Annotated in this window: 21 protein-coding genes; 9 read left to right on the top strand and 12 right to left on the bottom strand. The window is 48.8% G+C overall.

The features are described from left to right. Position 1 precedes the first annotated feature (1 nt). The 3 genes from CWE22_RS03540 to smpB form a co-directional block, all read right to left on the bottom strand. The gene (locus tag CWE22_RS03540) at positions 2-637 is read right to left on the bottom strand and encodes a glutamine amidotransferase-related protein (protein WP_169930000.1); all 636 of its coding nucleotides are present in this window, start codon (positions 635-637) and stop codon (positions 2-4) included. After that, on the bottom strand, positions 634-2,226 hold the full coding sequence (locus tag CWE22_RS03535; protein WP_169929999.1) for an anthranilate synthase component 1: 1,593 nt from the start codon (positions 2,224-2,226) through the stop codon (positions 634-636). Before CWE22_RS03535 ends, CWE22_RS03540 begins: the two co-directional genes overlap by 4 nt. Before the next feature lie 302 nt (positions 2,227-2,528). Continuing rightward, complete coding sequence (smpB, locus tag CWE22_RS03530; RefSeq protein WP_169929998.1) at positions 2,529-3,008, bottom strand: SsrA-binding protein SmpB; 480 nt, start codon at positions 3,006-3,008, stop codon at positions 2,529-2,531. 170 nt (positions 3,009-3,178) lie between these two features. Between smpB and CWE22_RS03525 the strand changes: the two genes are divergently transcribed. The 3 genes from CWE22_RS03525 to sixA are packed head-to-tail and all read left to right on the top strand — an operon-like array spanning position 3,179 to position 4,448. Further along, on the top strand, positions 3,179-3,622 hold the full coding sequence (locus CWE22_RS03525; RefSeq protein ID WP_169929997.1) for a type II toxin-antitoxin system RatA family toxin: 444 nt from the start codon (positions 3,179-3,181) through the stop codon (positions 3,620-3,622). Continuing rightward, entirely contained in the window at positions 3,619-3,948 is a 330-nt protein-coding gene (locus tag CWE22_RS03520; RefSeq protein WP_169929996.1) for an RnfH family protein, read from the top strand. Before CWE22_RS03525 ends, CWE22_RS03520 begins: the two co-directional genes overlap by 4 nt. Beyond that, positions 3,945-4,448: a phosphohistidine phosphatase SixA gene (sixA, locus tag CWE22_RS03515; protein ID WP_169929995.1), complete on the top strand. Its 504-nt coding sequence runs from the start codon at positions 3,945-3,947 to the stop codon at positions 4,446-4,448. Before CWE22_RS03520 ends, sixA begins: the two co-directional genes overlap by 4 nt. A gap of 1 nt (position 4,449) precedes the next feature. Here sixA and smrB read toward each other — a convergent pair whose 3' ends face one another. Continuing rightward, positions 4,450-5,004, bottom strand: coding sequence for an endonuclease SmrB (gene smrB, locus CWE22_RS03510; RefSeq protein ID WP_244595946.1), 555 nt, complete (start codon positions 5,002-5,004; stop codon positions 4,450-4,452). 132 nt (positions 5,005-5,136) lie between these two features. On the opposite strand from smrB, the gene prmB reads away from it, so the two are divergent. Genes prmB through CWE22_RS03490 form a run of 4 tightly spaced genes read left to right on the top strand, consistent with a single transcriptional unit; the run spans position 5,137 to position 8,841 of the window. Next, positions 5,137-6,054, top strand: a complete 918-nt coding sequence (gene prmB / locus CWE22_RS03505; protein ID WP_169929994.1) for a 50S ribosomal protein L3 N(5)-glutamine methyltransferase — start codon at positions 5,137-5,139, stop codon at positions 6,052-6,054. Between the two features lie 14 nt (positions 6,055-6,068). After that, positions 6,069-7,169, top strand: a complete 1,101-nt coding sequence (gene aroC / locus CWE22_RS03500) for a chorismate synthase (protein WP_169929993.1) — start codon at positions 6,069-6,071, stop codon at positions 7,167-7,169. Positions 7,170-7,172: 3 nt separating this feature from the next. Beyond that, positions 7,173-7,715 (top strand): elongation factor P hydroxylase, encoded by a 543-nt coding sequence (locus tag CWE22_RS03495; protein WP_169929992.1) that lies wholly within the window; start codon positions 7,173-7,175, stop codon positions 7,713-7,715. Beyond that, positions 7,708-8,841: an ATP-NAD kinase family protein gene (locus CWE22_RS03490; protein WP_169929991.1), complete on the top strand. Its 1,134-nt coding sequence runs from the start codon at positions 7,708-7,710 to the stop codon at positions 8,839-8,841. The genes CWE22_RS03495 and CWE22_RS03490 overlap by 8 nt, the downstream gene beginning before the upstream one ends. A gap of 8 nt (positions 8,842-8,849) precedes the next feature. Here CWE22_RS03490 and CWE22_RS03485 read toward each other — a convergent pair whose 3' ends face one another. Next, positions 8,850-9,170 carry a 2Fe-2S iron-sulfur cluster-binding protein gene (locus CWE22_RS03485; protein ID WP_169929990.1) on the bottom strand — a complete coding sequence of 107 codons (321 nt, stop codon included), beginning with the start codon at positions 9,168-9,170 and terminating at the stop codon, positions 8,850-8,852. Between the two features lie 120 nt (positions 9,171-9,290). Here CWE22_RS03485 and gpt point away from each other — a divergent pair, with 120 nt between their 5' ends. Further along, positions 9,291-9,773, top strand: coding sequence for a xanthine phosphoribosyltransferase (gene gpt, locus CWE22_RS03480; protein ID WP_169929989.1), 483 nt, complete (start codon positions 9,291-9,293; stop codon positions 9,771-9,773). Positions 9,774-9,852: 79 nt separating this feature from the next. Here gpt and CWE22_RS03475 read toward each other — a convergent pair whose 3' ends face one another. Beyond that, on the bottom strand, positions 9,853-11,559 hold the full coding sequence (locus CWE22_RS03475) for a proline--tRNA ligase (RefSeq protein ID WP_169929988.1): 1,707 nt from the start codon (positions 11,557-11,559) through the stop codon (positions 9,853-9,855). Between the two features lie 67 nt (positions 11,560-11,626). Then, positions 11,627-12,346 carry a tRNA (N6-threonylcarbamoyladenosine(37)-N6)-methyltransferase TrmO gene (gene tsaA, locus CWE22_RS03470; protein ID WP_169929987.1) on the bottom strand — a complete coding sequence of 240 codons (720 nt, stop codon included), beginning with the start codon at positions 12,344-12,346 and terminating at the stop codon, positions 11,627-11,629. Positions 12,347-12,549: 203 nt separating this feature from the next. On the opposite strand from tsaA, the gene CWE22_RS03465 reads away from it, so the two are divergent. Then, entirely contained in the window at positions 12,550-13,194 is a 645-nt protein-coding gene (locus CWE22_RS03465; RefSeq protein WP_169929986.1) for a hypothetical protein, read from the top strand. Between the two features lie 117 nt (positions 13,195-13,311). Here the strand turns inward: CWE22_RS03465 and CWE22_RS03460 are convergent, their stop codons facing one another. The 5 genes from CWE22_RS03460 to CWE22_RS03440 all read right to left on the bottom strand — a co-directional run bounded on the left by CWE22_RS03460 (position 13,312) and on the right by CWE22_RS03440 (position 20,584). Continuing rightward, positions 13,312-13,713 carry an H-NS family histone-like protein gene (locus CWE22_RS03460; RefSeq protein ID WP_169929985.1) on the bottom strand — a complete coding sequence of 134 codons (402 nt, stop codon included), beginning with the start codon at positions 13,711-13,713 and terminating at the stop codon, positions 13,312-13,314. A 135-nt stretch (positions 13,714-13,848) separates the two neighbouring features. Then, positions 13,849-15,492 carry an electron transfer flavoprotein-ubiquinone oxidoreductase gene (locus CWE22_RS03455; protein ID WP_169931015.1) on the bottom strand — a complete coding sequence of 548 codons (1,644 nt, stop codon included), beginning with the start codon at positions 15,490-15,492 and terminating at the stop codon, positions 13,849-13,851. Between the two features lie 4 nt (positions 15,493-15,496). Further along, positions 15,497-17,731 carry a putative bifunctional diguanylate cyclase/phosphodiesterase gene (locus tag CWE22_RS03450; RefSeq protein WP_169929984.1) on the bottom strand — a complete coding sequence of 745 codons (2,235 nt, stop codon included), beginning with the start codon at positions 17,729-17,731 and terminating at the stop codon, positions 15,497-15,499. 7 nt (positions 17,732-17,738) lie between these two features. Then, entirely contained in the window at positions 17,739-19,676 is a 1,938-nt protein-coding gene (locus CWE22_RS03445; protein ID WP_169929983.1) for an acetoacetate--CoA ligase, read from the bottom strand. Then, a complete protein-coding gene (locus CWE22_RS03440; RefSeq protein ID WP_169929982.1) occupies positions 19,673-20,584 on the bottom strand; it encodes a hydroxymethylglutaryl-CoA lyase in 912 nt (303 codons plus the stop codon). The genes CWE22_RS03445 and CWE22_RS03440 overlap by 4 nt, the downstream gene beginning before the upstream one ends. Between the last annotated feature and the right edge of the window lies 1 nt (position 20,585).

Below are 20,585 nucleotides of genomic sequence, written 5' to 3'. Positions count from 1 at the left end.
ATCACTCCGTCAGTTGCGCTGTTGAATGTAATTGAAATAGATACTGAACACATTGGCTGAGCAGTTGGCTACCGTAACTACTCAGAATAGATTCAGGGTGAAACTGTAATCCCAACGCGTGGTAGTCATGAAAGTACGCAGCCATCGGGATATCGTTCACTGTAGCCAGAACATCGACACTGTCAGGTTGCTGAAAACCTGCCAGCGAATGATATCTAGCGATTGCAATAGGATGCGGTAATCCCGAAAAAATAGGATGTTCCTGACAAGTGAGAAGCGAACGTTTGCCGTGCAAGGTCTCGTGGCAGCGGTCAACCACGCCACCACTCGCTTCCCATAGCGCCTGAAAACCCAAGCAAATTCCCAACACCGGATAGTTCCGCTCCGCTGAGCCTTCAATCATCTCGAGCAAATTGCCTGCCTCCCGCGGATGCCCGGGGCCAGGTGACAGACACAGCAACTGGGGTCCTGCATAGGCTTCCATCTCCGCCAAAACGGTCGCGGCGGGAACATTATTTCGGTACACCACCAATGGAAAGCCAAGTAACCGCATTTCGTCGACTAAGTTGTAGGTGAACGAGTCAAAGTTATCGATAAGAACAATCCGACTAGGTTGCTGATTGAATGTCTTGTTCATGATTGATCTCCACGTGCCATGGCCGTCTGGATGGCGCGAATGACCGCCTTGGCTTTGGCTTCGGTCTCCGCCACTTCAGCGCTTGGTACCGAGTCGTACACCACACCAGCACCTGCTTGCACAGTTGCGCGTCCGTGTTGAACAAAGGCAGAGCGAATGACAATACAGGTATCCATGTCACCATTTCCGGCAAGGTAGCCGACCGCGCCTCCATAACTACCACGACGTTGTTGTTCGACTTCGCGAATGAGGCGAGCAGCGCTGAGTTTAGGGGCGCCGACTAAAGTGCCCATATTCATACAAGCACGATAGGCGTGTAATGCATCTAAATCAGGCGCGAGTTGCGCGACCACACGTGAAACCAAATGCATCACATGTGAATAGCGATCGACTTGCAGCAAGTCAGCGACATAGCGCGTTCCCGGCTCAGCAATGCGAGCCAGATCGTTACGGGCTAAATCGACCAACATCATATGCTCTGCGAGCTCCTTTTGATCCAGTCTAAGATCCAGCTCCAGGCGACTATCGAGATCTGCATGAATGGAGCCGTCAGCATGTTTACCGCGTGGCCGCGTTCCGGCAATTGGATAGAGTTCTACTTGGTTACTGGCAGCTGTATATTTCAGTGCGGATTCTGGTGATGCGCCAAAGAGCTCGAACTGTTCAGTACGCAGAAAGAACATGTATGGTGATGGATTACTGCGCTTTAATTCTGCGTAAGCAGCGAGTGCATCCGAGCAATCTAATTGAAACCGCCGAGATGGCACCACTTGGAATATATCCCCAGCTAAAATGTGTTCCTTCAATTGAGTAACTTGTTGCGCGAATACATCTGCGGATGGGGTAGCTGTCAGAGCTACAGTGGTTTCAGTGCCAGCCTTTTTGGAACTTTGTACAGGAGGCAATTGGCAAGCTGCGGCGATTTTACCGACTTGATCGGTTAGTGTTGCATAGTAAGATTCGCACTCTGGGCCACTGATTAGATTGGCCAGCAATTCCGTTGTTTTCGCTTGATGATCGACAACCACTAAGGTCTCGGCTAGGTAAAATTGATAGTCAGGGCAATCGTTAGAGCCGTTTGGAACATCGGGCAATTGCTCAAATGATGCGACATAGTCGTACGCAAAAACGCCCCCCAGATAAATACCCAACGGATGCGACTGTGTCTGCTGTAGACGTTGCTGCAAGATCCGCAATGGTTCATCGTTAGCGAGCGCACGCAGCCGTGAATCTTCGTCAAGCGTGGCGGCTGGTGGTGTCACAAATACGGTCAATTCGGTTGTCGTTTGCTCGATTGCAAAGGAGTCGTGCTGCAGCTCAGCGGCCAACCAGGGTAATAACTGTTGACCATTATTCGTCAGTGCTTTGACACGAATGGTTTGCTGCTGACAAGTTATCTGCAGCGCAGCAGTGACCATAACTAAGCTTTTCAGGCTACGTTTCGAATTCACTTCCGCTGAATCCAACAGCATGGTGTGTGGATAATGTCCGCAGACTCGCTGAAACAGCGCTAAAGTATCTGCTTGATAAGGCAGCTGAATCTGCAATGTTGTGACGTGTCCCAACTGTTGTTCAAATATCATGCTCATGCACAGCGTCTCACTCAATTATTATTCGCGACCATAAAAAAACCCGCTCAAGGAGCGGGTTTTCTGGAATTCTGACGTCTACTTTGTTGTAGCCAACGCACAAACTCACCACCCGCTATGTCGGGAAGTGCCACCACCAGTTGTTTGCGTTCATGACTGTCAACATAAGACCTCTAAAAGCGTTATTCGTTACTAGTTACTAGTTACTAGTTACTAGTTACTAGCTACTAGCCAGTAGCTAACTTGTACAGAAGATACTTAGGTTGGGATGCAGAGTCAATCGTTTCGAGCGATTAACTTGTCTAGCCAACTTTATGCTTCATGATTCGTTCTTTCTGGCGCTGCCAATCGCGTTCTTTGACGGTATCGCGTTTGTCGTGCGCCTTTTTACCCTTTGCCAAATGGATTTCAAGTTTTACCAAGTGGCGTTTCCAATACATCGCTGTAGCCACAATGGAGTAGCCTTCGCGTTCACTGGCGCCAATTAATTTGTCTAATTCGCGGCGTTTCAGCAGCAGTTTGCGCGAGCGCTCGGAATCACAAACAACGTGCGATGATGCAGATAGCAGCGGTTGTATTTGCGAGCCGAGTAGGTAGGCTTCGTTATTTCGGATAACGACATAGGTATCGGCGATATTGACTTTGCCGGCGCGGATGCTTTTCACTTCCCAGCCTTGCAGTTCAATACCGGCTTCAAATTTGTCTTCGAGGAAATACTCATGGCGCGCCTTTTTATTGAGCGCGATGGTTCCTGTATTGGCAGATGCTTTAGGTTTGTTCATGGCGCGTATTATACGCAAGGCGCGCTAAATTAAAATCGTTTCCATGCAGATGATCCGAACTGCGAAGTAGGTTATGATCCGCAACAATTTGAAGTGGTCGAAAAAGCAGCAGCTTGTCTTTGACCTTATTTGCCGAGCATTCTTGCCATAGACAAGGAACTTAGATTTTCATGCCGACAATTGAGCGTAGCGCGTTAGTGCCGTATAGCGATGCCCAGATGTATGCGCTAGTCGATGATATTCTTGCGTACCCAGAATTTGTCCCGGGATGCGTAAAGGCCGAAGTGGTTGAGCAAACTGAACAATCCAAGGTTGCCCGTTTACAAATCAGTAAAGCCGGTATCAGTAAGAGTTTTAGTACACGAAATCGCGGTGATCATCCGCATGAAATTGCGATGGAATTAGTGGACGGTCCGTTCCACTATTTGCGCGGTGGCTGGTATTTCCAGCGTCTCAACGACGATGCCTGTAAAATTGTCTTAAAACTAGATTTCGAATTTGCTAATCGTTTGCTGGGTATGGCGTTTGGCCGAATTTTTAATGAATTGCAAAGCCGAATGGTGGATGCATTTGTGCAACGTGCGCGGCAGGTTTATGGAAGTCCATCCTCATGAGTAGCGACCACATTCATATTGAAGTGGCATACGCAACTCCCGACCGCCAGCAAATTATTCCGTTGCGAGTTGCTGCCGATACTTCGGTGGCGGATTGCATTGCGCAGTCCGGAATCTGCACCGCGTTTCCAGAGATTGATTTGCAAGAGCAAAAGGTTGGTATATGGAGTAAGACCGTGAAACTGGATCAGTATCCACGGGAAGGTGACCGGATTGAAATCTATCGGCCACTGATTGCCGACCCGAAAGCAGTGCGGCGAAAGCGTGCCGAACAAGCTGTTGATGATGGTCGAGCCGATCCCGTTACCGGTGGTCGCCGCCGATGAAATTTTATCTGATCCGCCACGGCGATGCGGTACCTTCGCAAGCATTGAATGCCGATGCGATTCGCCCATTGAGTAAGCTTGGCGAGGCTGAAGTCGCAACCAATGGCAAATGGTTGCACCAACATCTGCGCGAGCAGGGCGTCGAGCAACTCGATTGGCTCATCTCGAGCCCCTATATTCGTGCTCGTCAAACCGCCGCGATTGTTCATCAGCACTGTTCGGCGATGTATCAATCAGAATCAGCCGACGCAACGCCAGATGGCGATCCTCAGCAGTTTGCAGATTGGTTATTTGCGGAGTTAGCTGTGCATCACACGCGAGCACAGCATGTCGCTCTGGTCTCACACATGCCATTTGTGAGTTATTTGGTGCAAACGTTAGACGCAACTCGACAGCCCATCGTATTTCCAACCGCAAGTATTGCTGAGTTTGAACTCGATTTAGCGATGCAACGTGGTACTTTTCAAGGACTCACGGTCCCCGACACTATTCTGACCTGAGTCAACCTGCATCCGTTGCATTCAATTCATGTTGAATGAGTACCAGAATAGCCGCGTCACCACCCCACTCAGCAGGCGCTTGATGGAAGGCTCGAACGGCTGGATGCTGGACCAACCAATGGGGTAAATTCTCGCGTAAAATTCCCTGTCCGTGTCCATGCATTATGGCGCAGCAATCGATGTGTTGACGTTGAGCCGCGCGAATCATGGCAACTAATTCTGAGCGCGCTTGCGCTTGGGTCAAACCGTGTAAATCAAGCATGAGCTCAGGACTATAGTCCCCGCGGCGCAGTTGTTTTGCTAAGTAGGGGGACTGACCATCCGCAACGAACCGAAGTGGACCCGCAGGGAAGTGTGCCTGATAACGGGTAGAGAATTCGAATTCAGCGGTTTGCTGCTGTCGTTCATGACGTTCCGCGCGGCGTTGGAGTTGCGTCTTTTTGCGTGGAGCGGTCTCAATAGTGTCGTGACGAATGCGCTTATCAACCTGAACTGCATCACGAAAAAGTGCTTTGTCGTCGTCATCATTGCCACTGCTCATGCGCTTCGTTCTCATCTGATTTTCTGTTGGGAATCTGGTTTCAAGTAATGCGTGAATCGTCAGTTTAGGTTATCTTATAGCGATAGAGAACCGCAATGAACGATTTGTGCTGATACCTTCTATTTCAGTACGTAGACGGAGAGTAAAGTGGGATCAAATAACGCCACGGAAGCAGTAAAAAGTCTGAGATCTATTCTCGATCATTTGCGTTGGGGGGTAACCACGCTGCAGGGCGCTGATGTCTTTTTTGGGCACGGTACGGATAATGCGTACAGTGAATCAAAGTTGATACTGAGTCATACGTTGGAGCTCGATTTTGAACAGCTAGAACATTTTCGTGACGCCGCTCTTACGCCCGCCGAACAAGCTCGTTTTATTGCTTTGATTGAAGAGCGGATTCACAGTCGCAAGCCGGCCGCTTACTTAATCGGTAAAGCATGGTTTGCTGGGTTACCTTTTGTTGTCGATGAGCGTGTGCTGGTGCCACGGTCGCCGATTGCTGAACTCATTGAAAAATCATTCGAGCCTTGGCTGGCGCCTCCGGTTCGGCGTATTCTCGATCTCTGCACCGGTAGCGGTTGCATTGCGATTGCTTGCGCTTATGCCTTTCCAGAAGCCGAAGTGGATGCGCTCGATATTTCACCCGACGCCTTAGCGGTAGCTGAACAGAATATTGAATTACATCAACTCGAAGGACGCGTCATTCCGTTATTATCTGATCTGTATGAGACCGTGCGTGGCGAACGGTATGATTTAATTGTGACCAATCCACCATACGTGGATGCAGACGATATGGCAGATTTACCTGCCGAGTTCCACCATGAACCCGAGTTGGGTCTGGCTGCGGGTGAAGATGGGTTAGATTTGGTCCGCACCATTTTACGCGAAGCTCCTGATCATCTGACGGAACATGGCGTATTGGTATGTGAAGTCGGTAACTCAATGCTCGCGCTGCAAACAGCCTTTCCGCAAGTGCCATTCGAATGGGTCGAGTTTGATTTCGGCGGCGATGGTGTATTTGTGCTGTCCCGTGCAACATTGCTCGAACACCAGTACGAATTTTAACGATAGGATGACACATGGCCGGTAATAGTTTTGGTGAATTATTTCGCGTCACCACATTTGGTGAAAGCCATGGTGCCGCACTTGGTGCCATCGTTGATGGGTGTCCACCAGGCCTTGAGCTTTCAGTTGAGGAAATTCAACGGCAACTTGATCGTCGTAAACCTGGCCAAAATCGTTTTACGACCGCTCGTCGCGAAGCCGATTCTGTGCAAGTTTTATCAGGTGTGTTTGAAGGTAAGACTACGGGTGCACCTATTGGCCTATTGATTCATAACAGCGATCAACGCAGCCAAGATTATGGTGCTATCAAAGATCTCTTTCGTCCCGGTCATGCGGACTATACCTATGCGCACAAGTATGGTCATCGCGATTATCGTGGCGGCGGTCGCTCATCTGCCCGTGAAACGGCAATGCGAGTTGCTGCTGGCGCTATTGCCATGCAATGGCTTGCCCAACATGGTGTAATGATTCGCGCTGGCGTTGTACAAATAGGTCCCCATCAAACCGATGTGGATGCCGCGACGTTCGATTGGTCGCAGACTTCTCAGAATCCCTTTTTCTGTCCTGATGCGACTATGGCGACTGCCTGTGACGAATTTATGCGGGCGTTAAAAAAAGAGGGGGACTCGGTGGGCGCTCGCGTCTTGGTTGAGGCAACAGGTATCCCGGTCGGATTAGGTGAGCCGGTATTCGATCGACTCGATGCGGATCTTGCAAAAGCACTCATGAGTATCAATGCCGTGAAGGCAGTAGCTATTGGTGATGGGTTTGCGGTTGCTGCACAGCGCGGTAGTGAACATCGCGACCCACTCACTCCGACTGGATTTAGCAGTAATCATGCGGGTGGCACTTTGGGTGGCATCAGCACCGGGCAGTCGTTACGCATGGAGTTAGCGTTCAAACCAACATCAAGCATTACGATTCCTGGTACTACCATAGATACACAGGGCGAAACCCAAGAAATCGTTACTCGTGGGCGTCATGATCCGTGTGTGGGTATTCGCGGAGTGCCGGTTGCGGAAGCGATGGTGGCGCTGGTAGTGATGGACCACTGGCTCCGTCATCGCGCGCAAAATGCCGATGTTGCGCATTCATTTCCGGATATTGAACGTTAAGCTGTGCAACATCATTACTCTCAACTAATTGAATTATTCACTGAATGTTTCGAGCGGTCGTATCGCACGAGATTGGTCGCGGGCGAGGATGAACCTTACTATCAACCCGCTACGGCAGAACGTATGGCGGAAGTGGTTTTTGCGCATGGCTTTTTTGCGTCTGCGCTCCATGAGATAGCGCATTGGTGTATTGCAGGCAGTCAACGTCGAACGCAATTCGATTATGGTTATTGGTATGAACCTGACGGCAGGGACGCGCAACAGCAAGCTGAATTTGAGCGAGTGGAATGTAAGCCGCAGGCATTAGAATGGCTGTTTTCGTTGTGTGCCGGAGTTCCGTTTCAAGTCAGTGTCGATAATTTGAGTGGTATTGAAGTCGACCGGCAGGCGTTCACTAAAGCTGTGTGGATACAGTTACTCCACTTTTTTGAGCAGGGCTTACCCGAGCGTGCTGAGTGTTTTGCGAAAGCGCTTTGTCAATACTACGAGCAGCCATGGCCGCCGGTCTGCATCGCTGAATCGATACGAGAGCTTGATTATGTCTAAAGCATTTACCATCGGTTTGATCATTAATCCAGTTGCCGGACTGGGCGGTAGTGTGGGCTTTAAAGGAAGCGATGCTGAAGGTACCAAGGAACGTGCGCTAGCGCTTGGTGCTGAGCCTCAGGCTCAACGGCGAGCAGAGCAGGCGTTGCGACAACTTGGTGAGCAGGGGCAGTTGCTTAAATTTGTGACTGCCGCTGGTGAGTTAGGCGAAAACGTCGCCACAAGTATCAGCGCACAAGTGGAAGTTATCTATCAAGCTGAGACGACACACTCAACCGCAGCAGATACTCGTGCAGTGGTGCAACTTCTTGCCGAACGTTCAGATATTGATTTGTTGGTCTTTGTTGGTGGCGATGGCACTGCGCGCGATGTCGCAGCGTGTTACCCGGATGATCGACCGGTTCTGGGTGTACCTGCAGGCGTAAAGATTCATTCGGGAGTGTATGCCATTAGCCCGCGCGCAGCTGGCAATGTCATTCTTGATTTGTTGACTGGAAAGCTGACCAGCGTGATTCATGCTGATGTCATGGATATTGATGAGGAAGCCTTTCAACGCGGTACTGTACGTGCGCGTCGATTCGGGGAATTACTTGTGCCTGCTGAACTACGTTATGTGCAAGCCGTCAAGATGGGTGGCAAGGAAAGCGATGAACTTGTCTTAGCAGATATTGCGGCGGAAGTGATCGAACGAATTGATCCAGACCGATTAACGATTATGGGCTCCGGCTCTACAGTCGATTTCATTATGCAAGAATTAGGTCTGCCCAACACATTGCTCGGCGTCGATGTCATCTATCGCGGTGAGGTGATTGCTGCTGATGTGACTGCTAATCAGCTACTTGAGTTGATCGAGGCCTATGGCGGCGCTGATTTAGTGATTACTATGATTGGCGGCCAGGGACATTTATTGGGGCGTGGCAATCAACAACTGAGTCCTGCTGTGATTCGAGCCATTGGACGAGAGCATATTTGGGTGGTCGCAACGAAACGTAAATTGCACGCTCTAGGCGGTAGACCTTTATTGGTCGACAGTGGTGATCCCGAACTCGATGATGAACTTGCTGGGTTACAACGCGTCATTACCGGGTATCGGGACGAAGTGTTTGTCGCCGTTCAGTCTATCTAAAAGACGCGTTAGTACTGCGAGCGCGGCAACCGAACGACAATACCATCGAGCGCTTCGGTCATCTCGATCTGACAGCTCAGACGGCTATTTTCTTGTGGTTCAATAACCATGCCCAGCATGTCTTCTTCAAGTTCGCTTGGCTCAGGTATTTTATCGGTCCAAGCCGGATCAACATAACAATGGCAAGTTGCGCAGGACATCACACCACCACATTCACCGAGAATGCCATCGATCATATTATCCACAGCACCGTCCATGAGGTTTTGACCCACATTAACGTCGGCTTCAAACTGGTTGTCCTGTGCATCGATGTAAATCACTTTTGGCATACTACTACTCCCATTGAAACTATTTCGCGGTCGGCAGAATAGCATAAATGACGGGCGATTTTCTTGCCCTATTTGGTGTAAACTACGAGATTAACTGATGAAAAGTTTCAAGGAGTCGATATGAGTTGGCATGCCAATCGAGAATTTTTTGTATCTTGGGAGGAGTTGCACCGAGCGACCAAGGAATTAGCCAGACGGCAACTGCCAGCTGAACAGTGGCGCGGGATTATTGCAGTCAGTCGCGGTGGCTTAGTGCCCGCAGCCATACTTGCTCGTGAATTGAATGTACGTATTGTCGATAGTGTTTGCGTGAGTTCTTATGATCATCAAGCACAACGGGCTGATGTCAGCTTAATTAAAGACGTTTCGGCGACTACAGATGGCGAAGGATTTCTGGTTGTTGACGATTTGGTGGATACCGGTAATACCTTGAAATTTCTCCGCCAACGGCTACCGCGGGCAAAGTTTGTGACAGTCTATGCCAAGCCCGCAGGGATGGAATTAGTAGACGATTATGTTGCCGATTTAGAGCAAGAAACCTGGATTCATTTTCCATGGGACATGCACCTGCACTACGTTGATCCTCTTGCTGGCGCTGAATAGTTTTTATATCTATCGACTCAGGAAAGTAAAAAGAGCTGCAACAGCAGCTCTTTTTTGTCTACCGAGTAGCCCGTTAAGCTTATGCTAACAGAGCTTTAAGTTGCGCAACCACTGCATCAATGGCCATTAATTTTTTATCGCCAGAGCGGCGGTTCTTGTATTCCACTTGCGCTTCATCGAGATTGCGCTCACCAATCACGATTTGATGCGGAATTCCGATCAATTCCATATCTGCAAACATCACACCCGGGCGTTCTTTGCGATCGTCAAATAAGACATCGATACCAGCGTTCACGAGGTCCTGATAAAGCTTCTCAGCCGTTTCCTGAACTCGTACCGATTTGTGCATATTCATCGGCACGATCGCGACACTGAACGGTGCTAACCCATCACCCCAGGTAATACCGTATTGATCATGATTTTGCTCGATAGCTGCAGCTACAATTCGCGTCACCCCGATACCGTAACAACCCATCATCAAGGTTTCATGTTTACCCGACTCGGTGAGAACACCGACCTTCATCGCATCCGAGTACTTCTTACCCAGTTGGAAAATATGTCCGACTTCAATGCCACGTTTTATCGACAAGGTACCACGGCCATCTGGGCTTGGGTCGCCCTCTACGACATTACGTAAATCGGCGACATCAGGTAACGCACAATCGCGTTCCCAGTTGATATTAAAGTGATGGAAGCCATCTTCATTCGCACCTGCACTGAAATCAGCGAGTACCGCAACGGAGCGGTCGATAACCAGTGGCATTGGCAGGTTGATCGGACCGAGCGAGCCAGGTCCAGCACCAATGACATTGCGAATCTCCTCATCACTGGCAAACTCAAGCGGACTTTTTACCGCAGGTAATTTGCTTGCTTTGATTTCATTTAACTGGTGGTCTCCACGAATCATCAATGCGACCAATCCCTTCTCGGCACCTCTGACAATCAGGGTCTTGACGGTCTGTTCAATGGGTACGTTGAATTGTTCGACCAATGCGGCGATGGTTTTGCAATGGGGTGTCGCTACTTTTTCCAGCGCTGCTGCTGGAGCAGGGCGCTGCTGCTGCGGCGCTACGGCTTCTGCTAATTCGACGTTCGCTGCGTAGTCGGATTCGTTTGAAAACGCGATATCGTCTTCGCCCGAAGCGGCTAGCACATGAAACTCATGCGATGAGCTACCACCAATAGACCCGGTATCTGCAATCACAGGGCGGAAGTCGAGACCGAGCCGGGTGAAGATTTTACAATAAGCCGCATGCATACGCTCGTAAGTCTCTTGCAAGCTGGCTTGATCAAGATGGAAGGAGTATGCGTCCTTCATGATAAATTCACGGGAGCGCATCACGCCGAAACGCGGGCGAATCTCATCTCGAAACTTGGTTTGAATTTGGAATAGATTGAGTGGCAATTGCTTGTAGCTATTGACCTCTTTGCGAACCAACTCGGAAATCACTTCCTCATGGGTAGGACCGAGCACAAAGTCACGAGCGTTACGGTCTTTTAGGCGCAACAATTCTGGACCGTAGTCCTCCCAACGACCTGATTCTTCCCATAGATCAGCTGGCTGCACCATTGGCATCAGTACTTCGAGAGCTCCGGCATTTTCCATTTCTTCGCGCACGATTCGTTCCACCTTCCGCAGTGAGCGAAGCCCACTCGGAGTCCAAGTATACAAACCTGCGGCAACTTTACGGATCATGCCGGCGCGGAGCATCAGTTGATGACTGATTACCTCGGCATCGGCAGGCGTCTCTTTTAATGTACCCAATAAATACTGACTGCTGCGCATGAGCTTTTTCAATCCTTTCGAGCGATTCCAAATAAGTGGCCTGAATTCTACCAGTCTCGCGGAGGTGTCAAAAGTCTTTACTGATACTCATGACAATATTTTGTTCATTTTCCACCCGCCACTGGATATTTATATCATACAGCGTCATGCCATAGACCTTGTTCTGATGCTCCTGCTTTTTGTATGCCGGTCGCGGATCTTGTGCGAGTACTTGTTCAATGAGTAAGGCGAGTTGCGGATACTCAGCTTCAAATTGACCTAATTGATGTTGCGCTTCTTGGGTAAACACTGTGGTAAGCGCGGAAGTGGGGCGGCTATCGGCATAGCCTGCTATTGCCTGAGGTATTGCCTCGGCATAAGGAAGATAAGGCTTGATGTCGATTACAGGGGTACCGTCTACCCAATCTGAGCCAAGAACGTCGATATACGTGGCTGATGAGGTGTGACGGATCCCTTGTAGTGGCACTACAGACATACCGATCCCGTTGGGACGATAAGTCGCACGTGATGCAAAAACGCCGGTGCGGACATTGCCGCCCAAGCGCGGCGGCCGGACTAAAGGCTTCCAACCACTCGCAAGAGTTTCGGAAAATAGAAATAACACCCAAATGTGTGAAAACGTCGATAACTCGCGAACACAGTCCGGATGTGCATAGGGTCCCTGAAGACGAATAGAGGCAACGGCAGCGGTCACTAGGCCGGGTTGCCGCGGCACGGCAAACTTTTGTGGGTAGGGAGATTCAACATAACCGATGGGTTCGATGCGGTGAGACTGGAGTTGGGCCACAAAATTTCTCTGCTGACTTCGATTCGTGAAATTTCACCACATATTAGTGAAAATCGCTAATACTCTTCATACTATCATTGTGAGAGGGGTATCTACTCTATCCCTTGATAGTTATAACATATTGTTTTACATGAAATATTTAAAGTTGGCATTGTAATTGCTTGGTATCAGTAAACCATAACCATGGAAGACTGGAGAACACCATGAACAAGCAACAAATCGTGTGGGGATTTGCATTTACTTTAATTTCTAGCATCACTCTGGCGAGTTTACCGAACGCGATAGCCAGTGAACGTGAGAAGCAGTTGTCAGGTAGTTACGACGTGACCGCGGCTACTGAACTTAAAGTTGAATCGGGAGTGGGTACGATTGAATTTAAGTATCATGACAAAAATACTGTTGAAGTTGAGATTATCGCAACGGTTGATGAAGATGATCGTTGGAACAATGGTGACTTGTCGAAGGCCGAACTGGTTGCAACACAGTCAGGTGACCGGTTGCGCCTAGAAGTACCAGAACAAGATGATATTCAATTGGATTGGGTTATTACCATGCCAGCTATTGCCGAAATTGACGCCGATCTCGGGGTAGGTGAAGTGATTGGTACTTTTGCTGCTGCTGACTTTAACCTTGACCTTGGCGTGGGTGATGTGGATCTCGAAATCAACGGCGCGGTTGCTACTGTAAAAGTGGATGTTGGTGTTGGTGACAGTTCTGTACGTGGTGACGTCAATACGTCTACCGATCGCTTTTTAGTGACCTCATCAACGAAAGCCACAGGTTCAGGCGTAGCACGGATTAATATTGATGTGGGCGTGGGTGATGTAACAATAGATGTGAATAATTGATAGTGAACAGTGAACAGTAAATAGTAAACAGAGAATAGAAAAGACAAAAGAAAAGAATAAAAAAAAGCAGCGAATACTTTGTGTATTCGCTGCTTTTCTATTGAGAATGGAAAGGTATTAAATTAAAAACTTTTCCAGCTTTTCGCCACGGTCCACCGCATTTTTCAATGCTTTAGGCATGCGACCTTGACCAGTCCAAGTGATACGCTCACCGGATTCATTTTTAATTGCATATTTCGGTGGCTTTGGTGCCCGCTTACGACGGGTTTTAGGTGCCGCAGCACTATCTCCGAGTAATTCGCTAGGATCAATACCAGCCGCATCCATAGCTTTACGCAATTCTTCAATTTTGCGACGCTTTTCAGCTTCTTGCTGCAGCAACTGCGCTTCTTCCTCTGCGCGATCAGCAATCACTTTTGCTAATTTTTCCTGAACTTCTTCCAATTCAGAAACCGATAATTCCTTTACCGCTGCTTTTAAGCGTCGTCCATGGGTTAAAATACTAATAAATTCACTCATACTTTCTTATCCACTTTTAATTAAATAAATATTGTTTAAAAATTGTATTTATTAAACAGATAAATAACCAAGACGACAATCTTATTTATTTGTCAGCGATATCTTACAATTTCATTTAGTTAATTAAAATCTATTTTACATATTAGGATAAGTCGGACCACCGCCTCCCTCTGGAGTCACCCAAGTAATATTTTGAGATGGGTCTTTAATATCGCAAGTTTTACAATGAATACAATTCTGTGCATTTATTTTAAATACTGATTCGCCATTTTCTTCGACAATTTCGTATACGCCTGCAGGGCAATAACGTTGAGCAGGTTCGGCAAATTCGGGCAGGTTAACGGTCAGTGGAACCGTTTCATCCGCTAATTTTAAATGACACGGTTGTTCTTCTTCGTGATTCGTATTCGACAAATACACTGATGATAATCGATCAAAAGTTAACTTATTATCGGGTTTCGTGTAATCAATCGTTGGAGCGTCAGCAGCTTTCTGCATACCCTCATGATCAGGCCTTTGATCCCTAATAGTAAACGGTAATTTGCCACCGAACCAATTTTGATCCAGCGTGTTATAAGCGCCACCTAACCAAGTACCAAACTTATGAATGGCAGGACCAAAATTCCGCGAGCGATACAATTCATCGTAAAGCCATGATGATTGAAAACGTTCTTGATAGTCGGTCAAGTCAGCAGCAGGCGATTCGCTTTGCAAGGCCGCGAAAATGGTTTCAGCTGCCAGCATACCGGACTTCATGGCGGTATGATTGCCTTTGATTTTGGCAAAGTTCAATGTGCCGGCATTGCACCCAACCAATAAGCCGCCTGGAAAGCTCATTTTCGGGAGCGAGTGCAAACCGCCTTTGGTGATCGCTCGCGCACCGTATGTGACGCGCTTACCATTGTTCAAGGTCTTTGCAATGGCTGCATGGGTTTTGAAGCGTTGAAATTCAGCAAACGGATTCAAATGTGGGTTGGTGTAGTTTAAGTCAACAATCAGACCAACATACACCTGACCGTCTTCGGCATGATAGAGATACCCACCACCCGTGCCATTATCGCCGAGCGGCCAACCTGTGGTATGAACCACGAGACCGGGTTGATGTTGTTCCGCTGGAATATCCCAGATCTCTTTAAAGCCAATGGCATAATGTTGCGGTGATACATCGTCCGCGAGATTAAATTGTGCCTGTAACCTCTTGCCTAAATGCCCGCGACAACCTTCGGCAAAGATCGTATATCGCGCGCGGAGTTCCATTCCAGGTTCGAAGCTAGGCTTCTGCTGACCATCGCGGTCCAAGCCCATATCGCCAGTAATGATACCGGCAACACGACCCTCTTCGATGATGACATCAGCGGCTGGAAAACCAGGAAAAATCTCAACTCCCAACGCTTGAGCTTGTTCAGCCAGCCAGCGACATACGTTGCCCATGCTCGCAATATAATTACCGTCATTGTGAAAGGTTTTAGGCACCATGAAGCCGGGCAGCTGAGTGGACTTCTCTTGATCTTTTAACAACAGAATTTCATCACCCGTGACCGGTGTGTTCAAAGGAGCACCTAAATTTTTCCAATCCGGCAGCAGCTCGTCTAATGCGCGTGGTTCAAACACTGCGCCTGAGAGGATATGAGCACCGACTTCAGAGCCTTTTTCTACCACACAGATCATCAATTCCTGTTGCTGTTCTTGGGCTAGCTGAGCGAGTTTAATGGCACTTGCTAAACCCGCAGGGCCGGCTCCGACAATGACGACATCACAGTCCATGCTTTCACGTTCGATCGCTTCATTCTGCATAATCTTCTCCTACTACAAATGCTTGTTTGTCAGATGCCAGCAATGAAAATAGCTGAGCGTGGGACAACGGACGGCATAAGAAATGGCCTTGGGCAAGAAAACAGTTCCGCTGCAGCAAATAGTCGATTTGTTGTTGGTTCTCAACGCCTACGGCAATCACTTGTAAATCTTGTTGGTCCGCTAATTCTAGTATCGTATTGGTAATTTTACTGTTTACTGTATCGACCGGAATTTGACTAATCAATGACCGATTGATTTTTATGCCATGGGGTGCCACGTGCCTCAATGCATGAGTGGTTTCATGATGGATGCCAACCGTATCGATAAATATTTGAATACCTAAATGTAACAGTGCCGAGATATGTTGTGGTTGTTGCTGCACACCGTTGACAAAAACATAATCACGCAGCTCGATAGCCAACTGTTGTGGTGGTAGTTGAGTTCGCGTAAGTAACTCGCTGAGCTCAGTTGCAAGCGAGGTCATACCGAGCTGTTTCGCGGAAAAGTTTAAATGCACGACTAAGTCTTGATGACCGGCTTGACGCAAAGCTGAAATGTCATCCGCTACTTGCCGAATACAGCGTTGCGTGACCGGAACAATGAGCCCCGTATCTTCAATGATGGGTAAAAACTCGTCTGGCTGCAATAGGCGGCTTGCATGCTGTCGCCAACGAATCAGTGCCTCAATACGACAAATTTTTTGAGTCTTTAAGTCAAAGACCGGCTGGTAGTGCACTTCGACTTGCTCATGCTCAATGGCGTGATAGAGCTGACTCAGTAACAGTCGTCGTTGCACCAATTCATCCTGCTGGCGACGCGTATAGATGGAGACACCGTTATACCCTTGGCGCCGTGCTTCATTCAGCGCCATCTCGGCTTGTTGCAGCAGGCGAGTGGGCTGGTAATCCGCATCGTTAGCAAAGGCGAGGCCAATCGCACATGAGCAGTATACTTCGTGTTTTTCAATGTAAAATTGCGGAGCAATCAGCGCTTGAATTTGGTGCGCAGCCTCGAGGGCATGCTCATCAGTGTATATATCGGGCAAAATAAGAACAAATTCATCGCCACTCAAACGAGCCACAAAGCCACGTGGTGGGCAGAACTTCCGGAGTCGATGCGCAATACGGCGGAGCACTTCGTCGCCCATGGAATGTCCCAGTGCTTCATTCAACTTTCGAAACGCGTCGAGGTTCATATGAGCAGCCAGTAATTGCCCCTTGCGCTGTTCGATGGAGCTTATTTCACCGCGCAGGTAATTCATTAAGGCTTGTCGATTCGGTAATTCGGTGAGTTCGTCATGTTCTCGCAAGAATCGAACTTGTTGATCTAAGTTATGCTGCCGCTGCAGCTTTTCATTCGCTTTCGCGAGCGCATCGCGAAGTATTTGCCCGCGTCGCTGCAGCAAGCGTGCCAGAGCAAAAATAAACATACCTAACAGGGTGAGGGCGCTGCCAATCGCGACTGTGAGTTGCGGCGTTGATGAAAGACTTGCATTTAAGCGCGCTCGGGTCGGCCATAGTTCACTACGAAAACTGGTGTCATCAATCCGCAAGCGACTATAAACAGTCCAGTCATTGCGCGTGCTTAAATCACCGGAAAAGTTAAAGATAACTTCGGTTTGGTTCCATAGTTGAAACTGATAACCCTCCTCCAGCACGATGTTCATGACATCGCGCATGAAATCACGCAAATTAAAACGCAATAACAAAATACCTGACTCAAGTGTCCGCTCGATACGCACAGCAATAAATAACTGCTCAAAGTCACTGGCAATGATGCGAGCATCACTCGGTGCTGCTAATGCCATTCGAGTCTGAGTTACAGCCTTAAAAATGGCATCATGGACAGGGTCGTTCGATGAACTAATAATCACATCGTCAGTGACTTGGTAGAGGCGCGGATCTTGGCGAGCTCCGGTTTCTACAAAGAAGACACTATCGATGCTCGGGAAATATCGACGTATCAGGACATCGGTACCGCGTAGACGTTGCAAAATAGGAGTTGGTGAGCGTGTCACTTCTTGTGCTAACCACTCACTAATGTAGATAGTTTGCAGTAGCTCACGGCTTACCGTGTACTCAATTTCACGAAGTTGCTCAGATTGCTTCGCAAGAATGACTTCTCGTTCCGAATTCGCAAAGAAGTCATGACTCACGTAGGTCAATAGGCCGCCTATTAATAAGACGATGAGGTATCCTCGCAGGCGGCGCCAGATTGAAAGCATTGGGCAATTACTCGGCTAACTCAGCGCGGTTGCGAAATTGCTCCAGCGCTTGCGGATTCGCTAAGGCATCGGTGTTTTTTACCGTTTCACCGTGTACCACTTGGCGTACCGCGAGTTCTACAATTTTGCCGCTGATGGTTCGAGGAATATCATCCACTTGCGCGATCACCGCTGGCACATGGCGCGGCGTCGCATGTTGACGAATCACCGTCTTAATTTCTTGGCGCAACGAATCATTCAATTGAATACCGTCGCGCAACCGAACAAATAAGACCACGCGCTCATCGTCCTGCCATCGTTGACCGATTGCGATGCTCTCGAGAACTGCTTCGATTTTCTCAACTTGACGATAAATTTCGGCAGTACCAATGCGCACTCCTCCGGGATTTAAGACTGCATCGGAGCGGCCATAAATGATCACACCATCATGCTCGGTGATTTCGGCGTAATCGCCGTGTGCCCACGTACTTTCAAAGCGGGCAAAATATGCATTGAAATACTTACTGCCGTCATGATCTGCCCAGAAACCGATAGGCATATTGGGGAAGCTATTGCGACACACAAGTTCACCTTTTTCGCCGGTCACCGGCTGGCCTGCATCATTAAATACCTGGACGTCCAGACCGAGCCCTACACATTGCAGCTCACCTCGGTAAACGGGCAGGATAGGGCAGCCTAAAGCAAAACAAGAAACAATATCGGTGCCACCAGAAATAGACGATAAACACACTGCCGATTTGATCGCGCGATAGACATAATCAAAGCTTTCAGGCGTTAGCACCGAGCCAGTTGTGAGAATGGCTCGTAAAGCTTCGAGCGGGTGGTGATCGTTGGGCTGATAATCAGCCTTTTCCAGAGCGGATAAATACTTAGCGCTCGTTCCAAAAATAGAAATACGCTCTTCTTCGGCGATATCCCAGAGCACACTGGGCTGTGGGTAGAACGGTGAACCATCAAATAGCAGCAGCGTAGCACCCGAGGCTAAACCCGATACAAGCCAGTTCCACATCATCCAGCCGCAGGTGGTGAAGTAAAAGAATACATCCTCTCGATTCAAATCAGTGTGGAGACCATGCTCTTTGAGGTGTTGTAAGAGTGTGCCGCCAATACCATGAACGATACACTTGGGTACGCCGGTGGTACCTGAGCTAAACATGATATAGAGCGGGTCATTGAATCCCATCGGAGTAAATTCAATGCTGGTTGCATTGCTGTCGAGAAAGTCTTGCCAACGACTCATACCCGCTTCGACTGGTAAGTCTAGGTGCGCAAAATCGACGCGAATAGTCTGCGTGACTGACGGCAGTTCAGCGCGGATGGCCGCTACCTTGTCGGCTATGGATAATTTTTTACCATTGTAAAAATAGCCATCAACTGTGATAAATAATTTCGGCTCGATTTGACCAAAGCGATCGAGGACGCCTTGAACCCCAAAGTCGGGTGAGCATGACGACCAAATGGCGCCGATGCTGGTCGTTGCGAGCATCGCCACAATAGTTTCAATACTGTTCGGCATCATCGCTGCCACACGGTCACCTTGGGTGACTCCGTGAGCGCGCATGGCAGCTGCCAGCTCCGCTACGACCTGATAGAGCTCGGCATAAGTCAGTTGTTGACGAGTGCCGTCTTCACCGCGAAAAATGAGAGCGACTTTGTTGTCGCGATGGCGCAGTAGATTTTCTGCGAAATTTAAACGAGCTTGCGGAAACCAACGTGCGCCAGGAATACGTTCCGGATGCTCAACTATGGTTCCGCCGGGATTTCCGATGACATCGAAATAGTCCCAGATATAGCGCCAAAATTGATCGCTATGCTGCACTGACCAAGTATGAAGGTCGTGATAATTGGCTAAACTCTGCTCGAATTGCTGATTCACTTGTTGTAGGAAATCGGTCATGCGAGCGGATTGAATTTGCTCAGCAGTCGGTTGCCATAAACGCGTCATTTTACAGATCCTTGTTTTGCAATTTCAGCTTGTGCGACCAGCGACCGCGGCGCCTGCTGCAGGGTGGCGCAGATAGATTGGCCCGCTGCAATCAACTGATTCAAATCAACGCCGGTTTCGATACCCATACCATGCAACATATACACCACGTCTTCCGACGCAACATTGCCGCTTGCACCTTTCGCATAGGGACAGCCGCCCAAACCAGCTACAGCACTATCAATTGTACTCACTCCTAAAGGTAAGCAGTTGGCGATATTTGCAAGTGCTTGACCGTAGGTATTGTGGAAGTGCAACGCTAATTGCTCCATCGGCACACGTTCTGCAACGGCGCTCAACATGCGTTGGGCTGCCAGCGGAGTACCAACACCAATAGTGTCTCCCAGTGAAATCTCGTAACAGCCCATGCGATAGAGTCGTTCAGCCACGGCAGCCACTTGCGCCGGGGCAATGTCACCATCGTAGGGACAACCGAGAACGCAACTGATATAGCCACGCACTTTGATTTGCTTGGCTTTTGCTGCTGCGATGACCGGTTCAAAGCGTGCTAAGCTCTCGGCGATACTGCAATTGATATTGCGCTGACTAAAACCTTCGGAAGCGGCGCCAAAAATAGCGACCTCATCGGCGCCAGCCAACATCGCGTTTTCAAACCCTTTGAGATTGGGCGTTAACGCAGCATAGGTAATGCCAGAATGACGTTCGATAGCGGCGAAGACGTCCGCACTATCAGCCATCTGTGGAACCCACTTAGGACTGACAAATGAGCCTGACTCAATATAGGTTAAACCACTGGCTGATAGTTGATTAATCAGTTCAACTTTCGCTGCGGTGCCGACGTTGCGCTCATTTTGGAGTCCATCGCGAGGGCCCACTTCAACCAACTTTACATGCTGTGGCAGTGCCATA

The organism is Pseudidiomarina aestuarii, from assembly GCF_003987355.1.
GTDB lineage: Bacteria > Pseudomonadota > Gammaproteobacteria > Enterobacterales > Alteromonadaceae > Pseudidiomarina > Pseudidiomarina aestuarii.
Note: the sequence above shows the minus strand (reverse complement) of the source record. Positions and strands in the feature narration are given on the sequence as shown.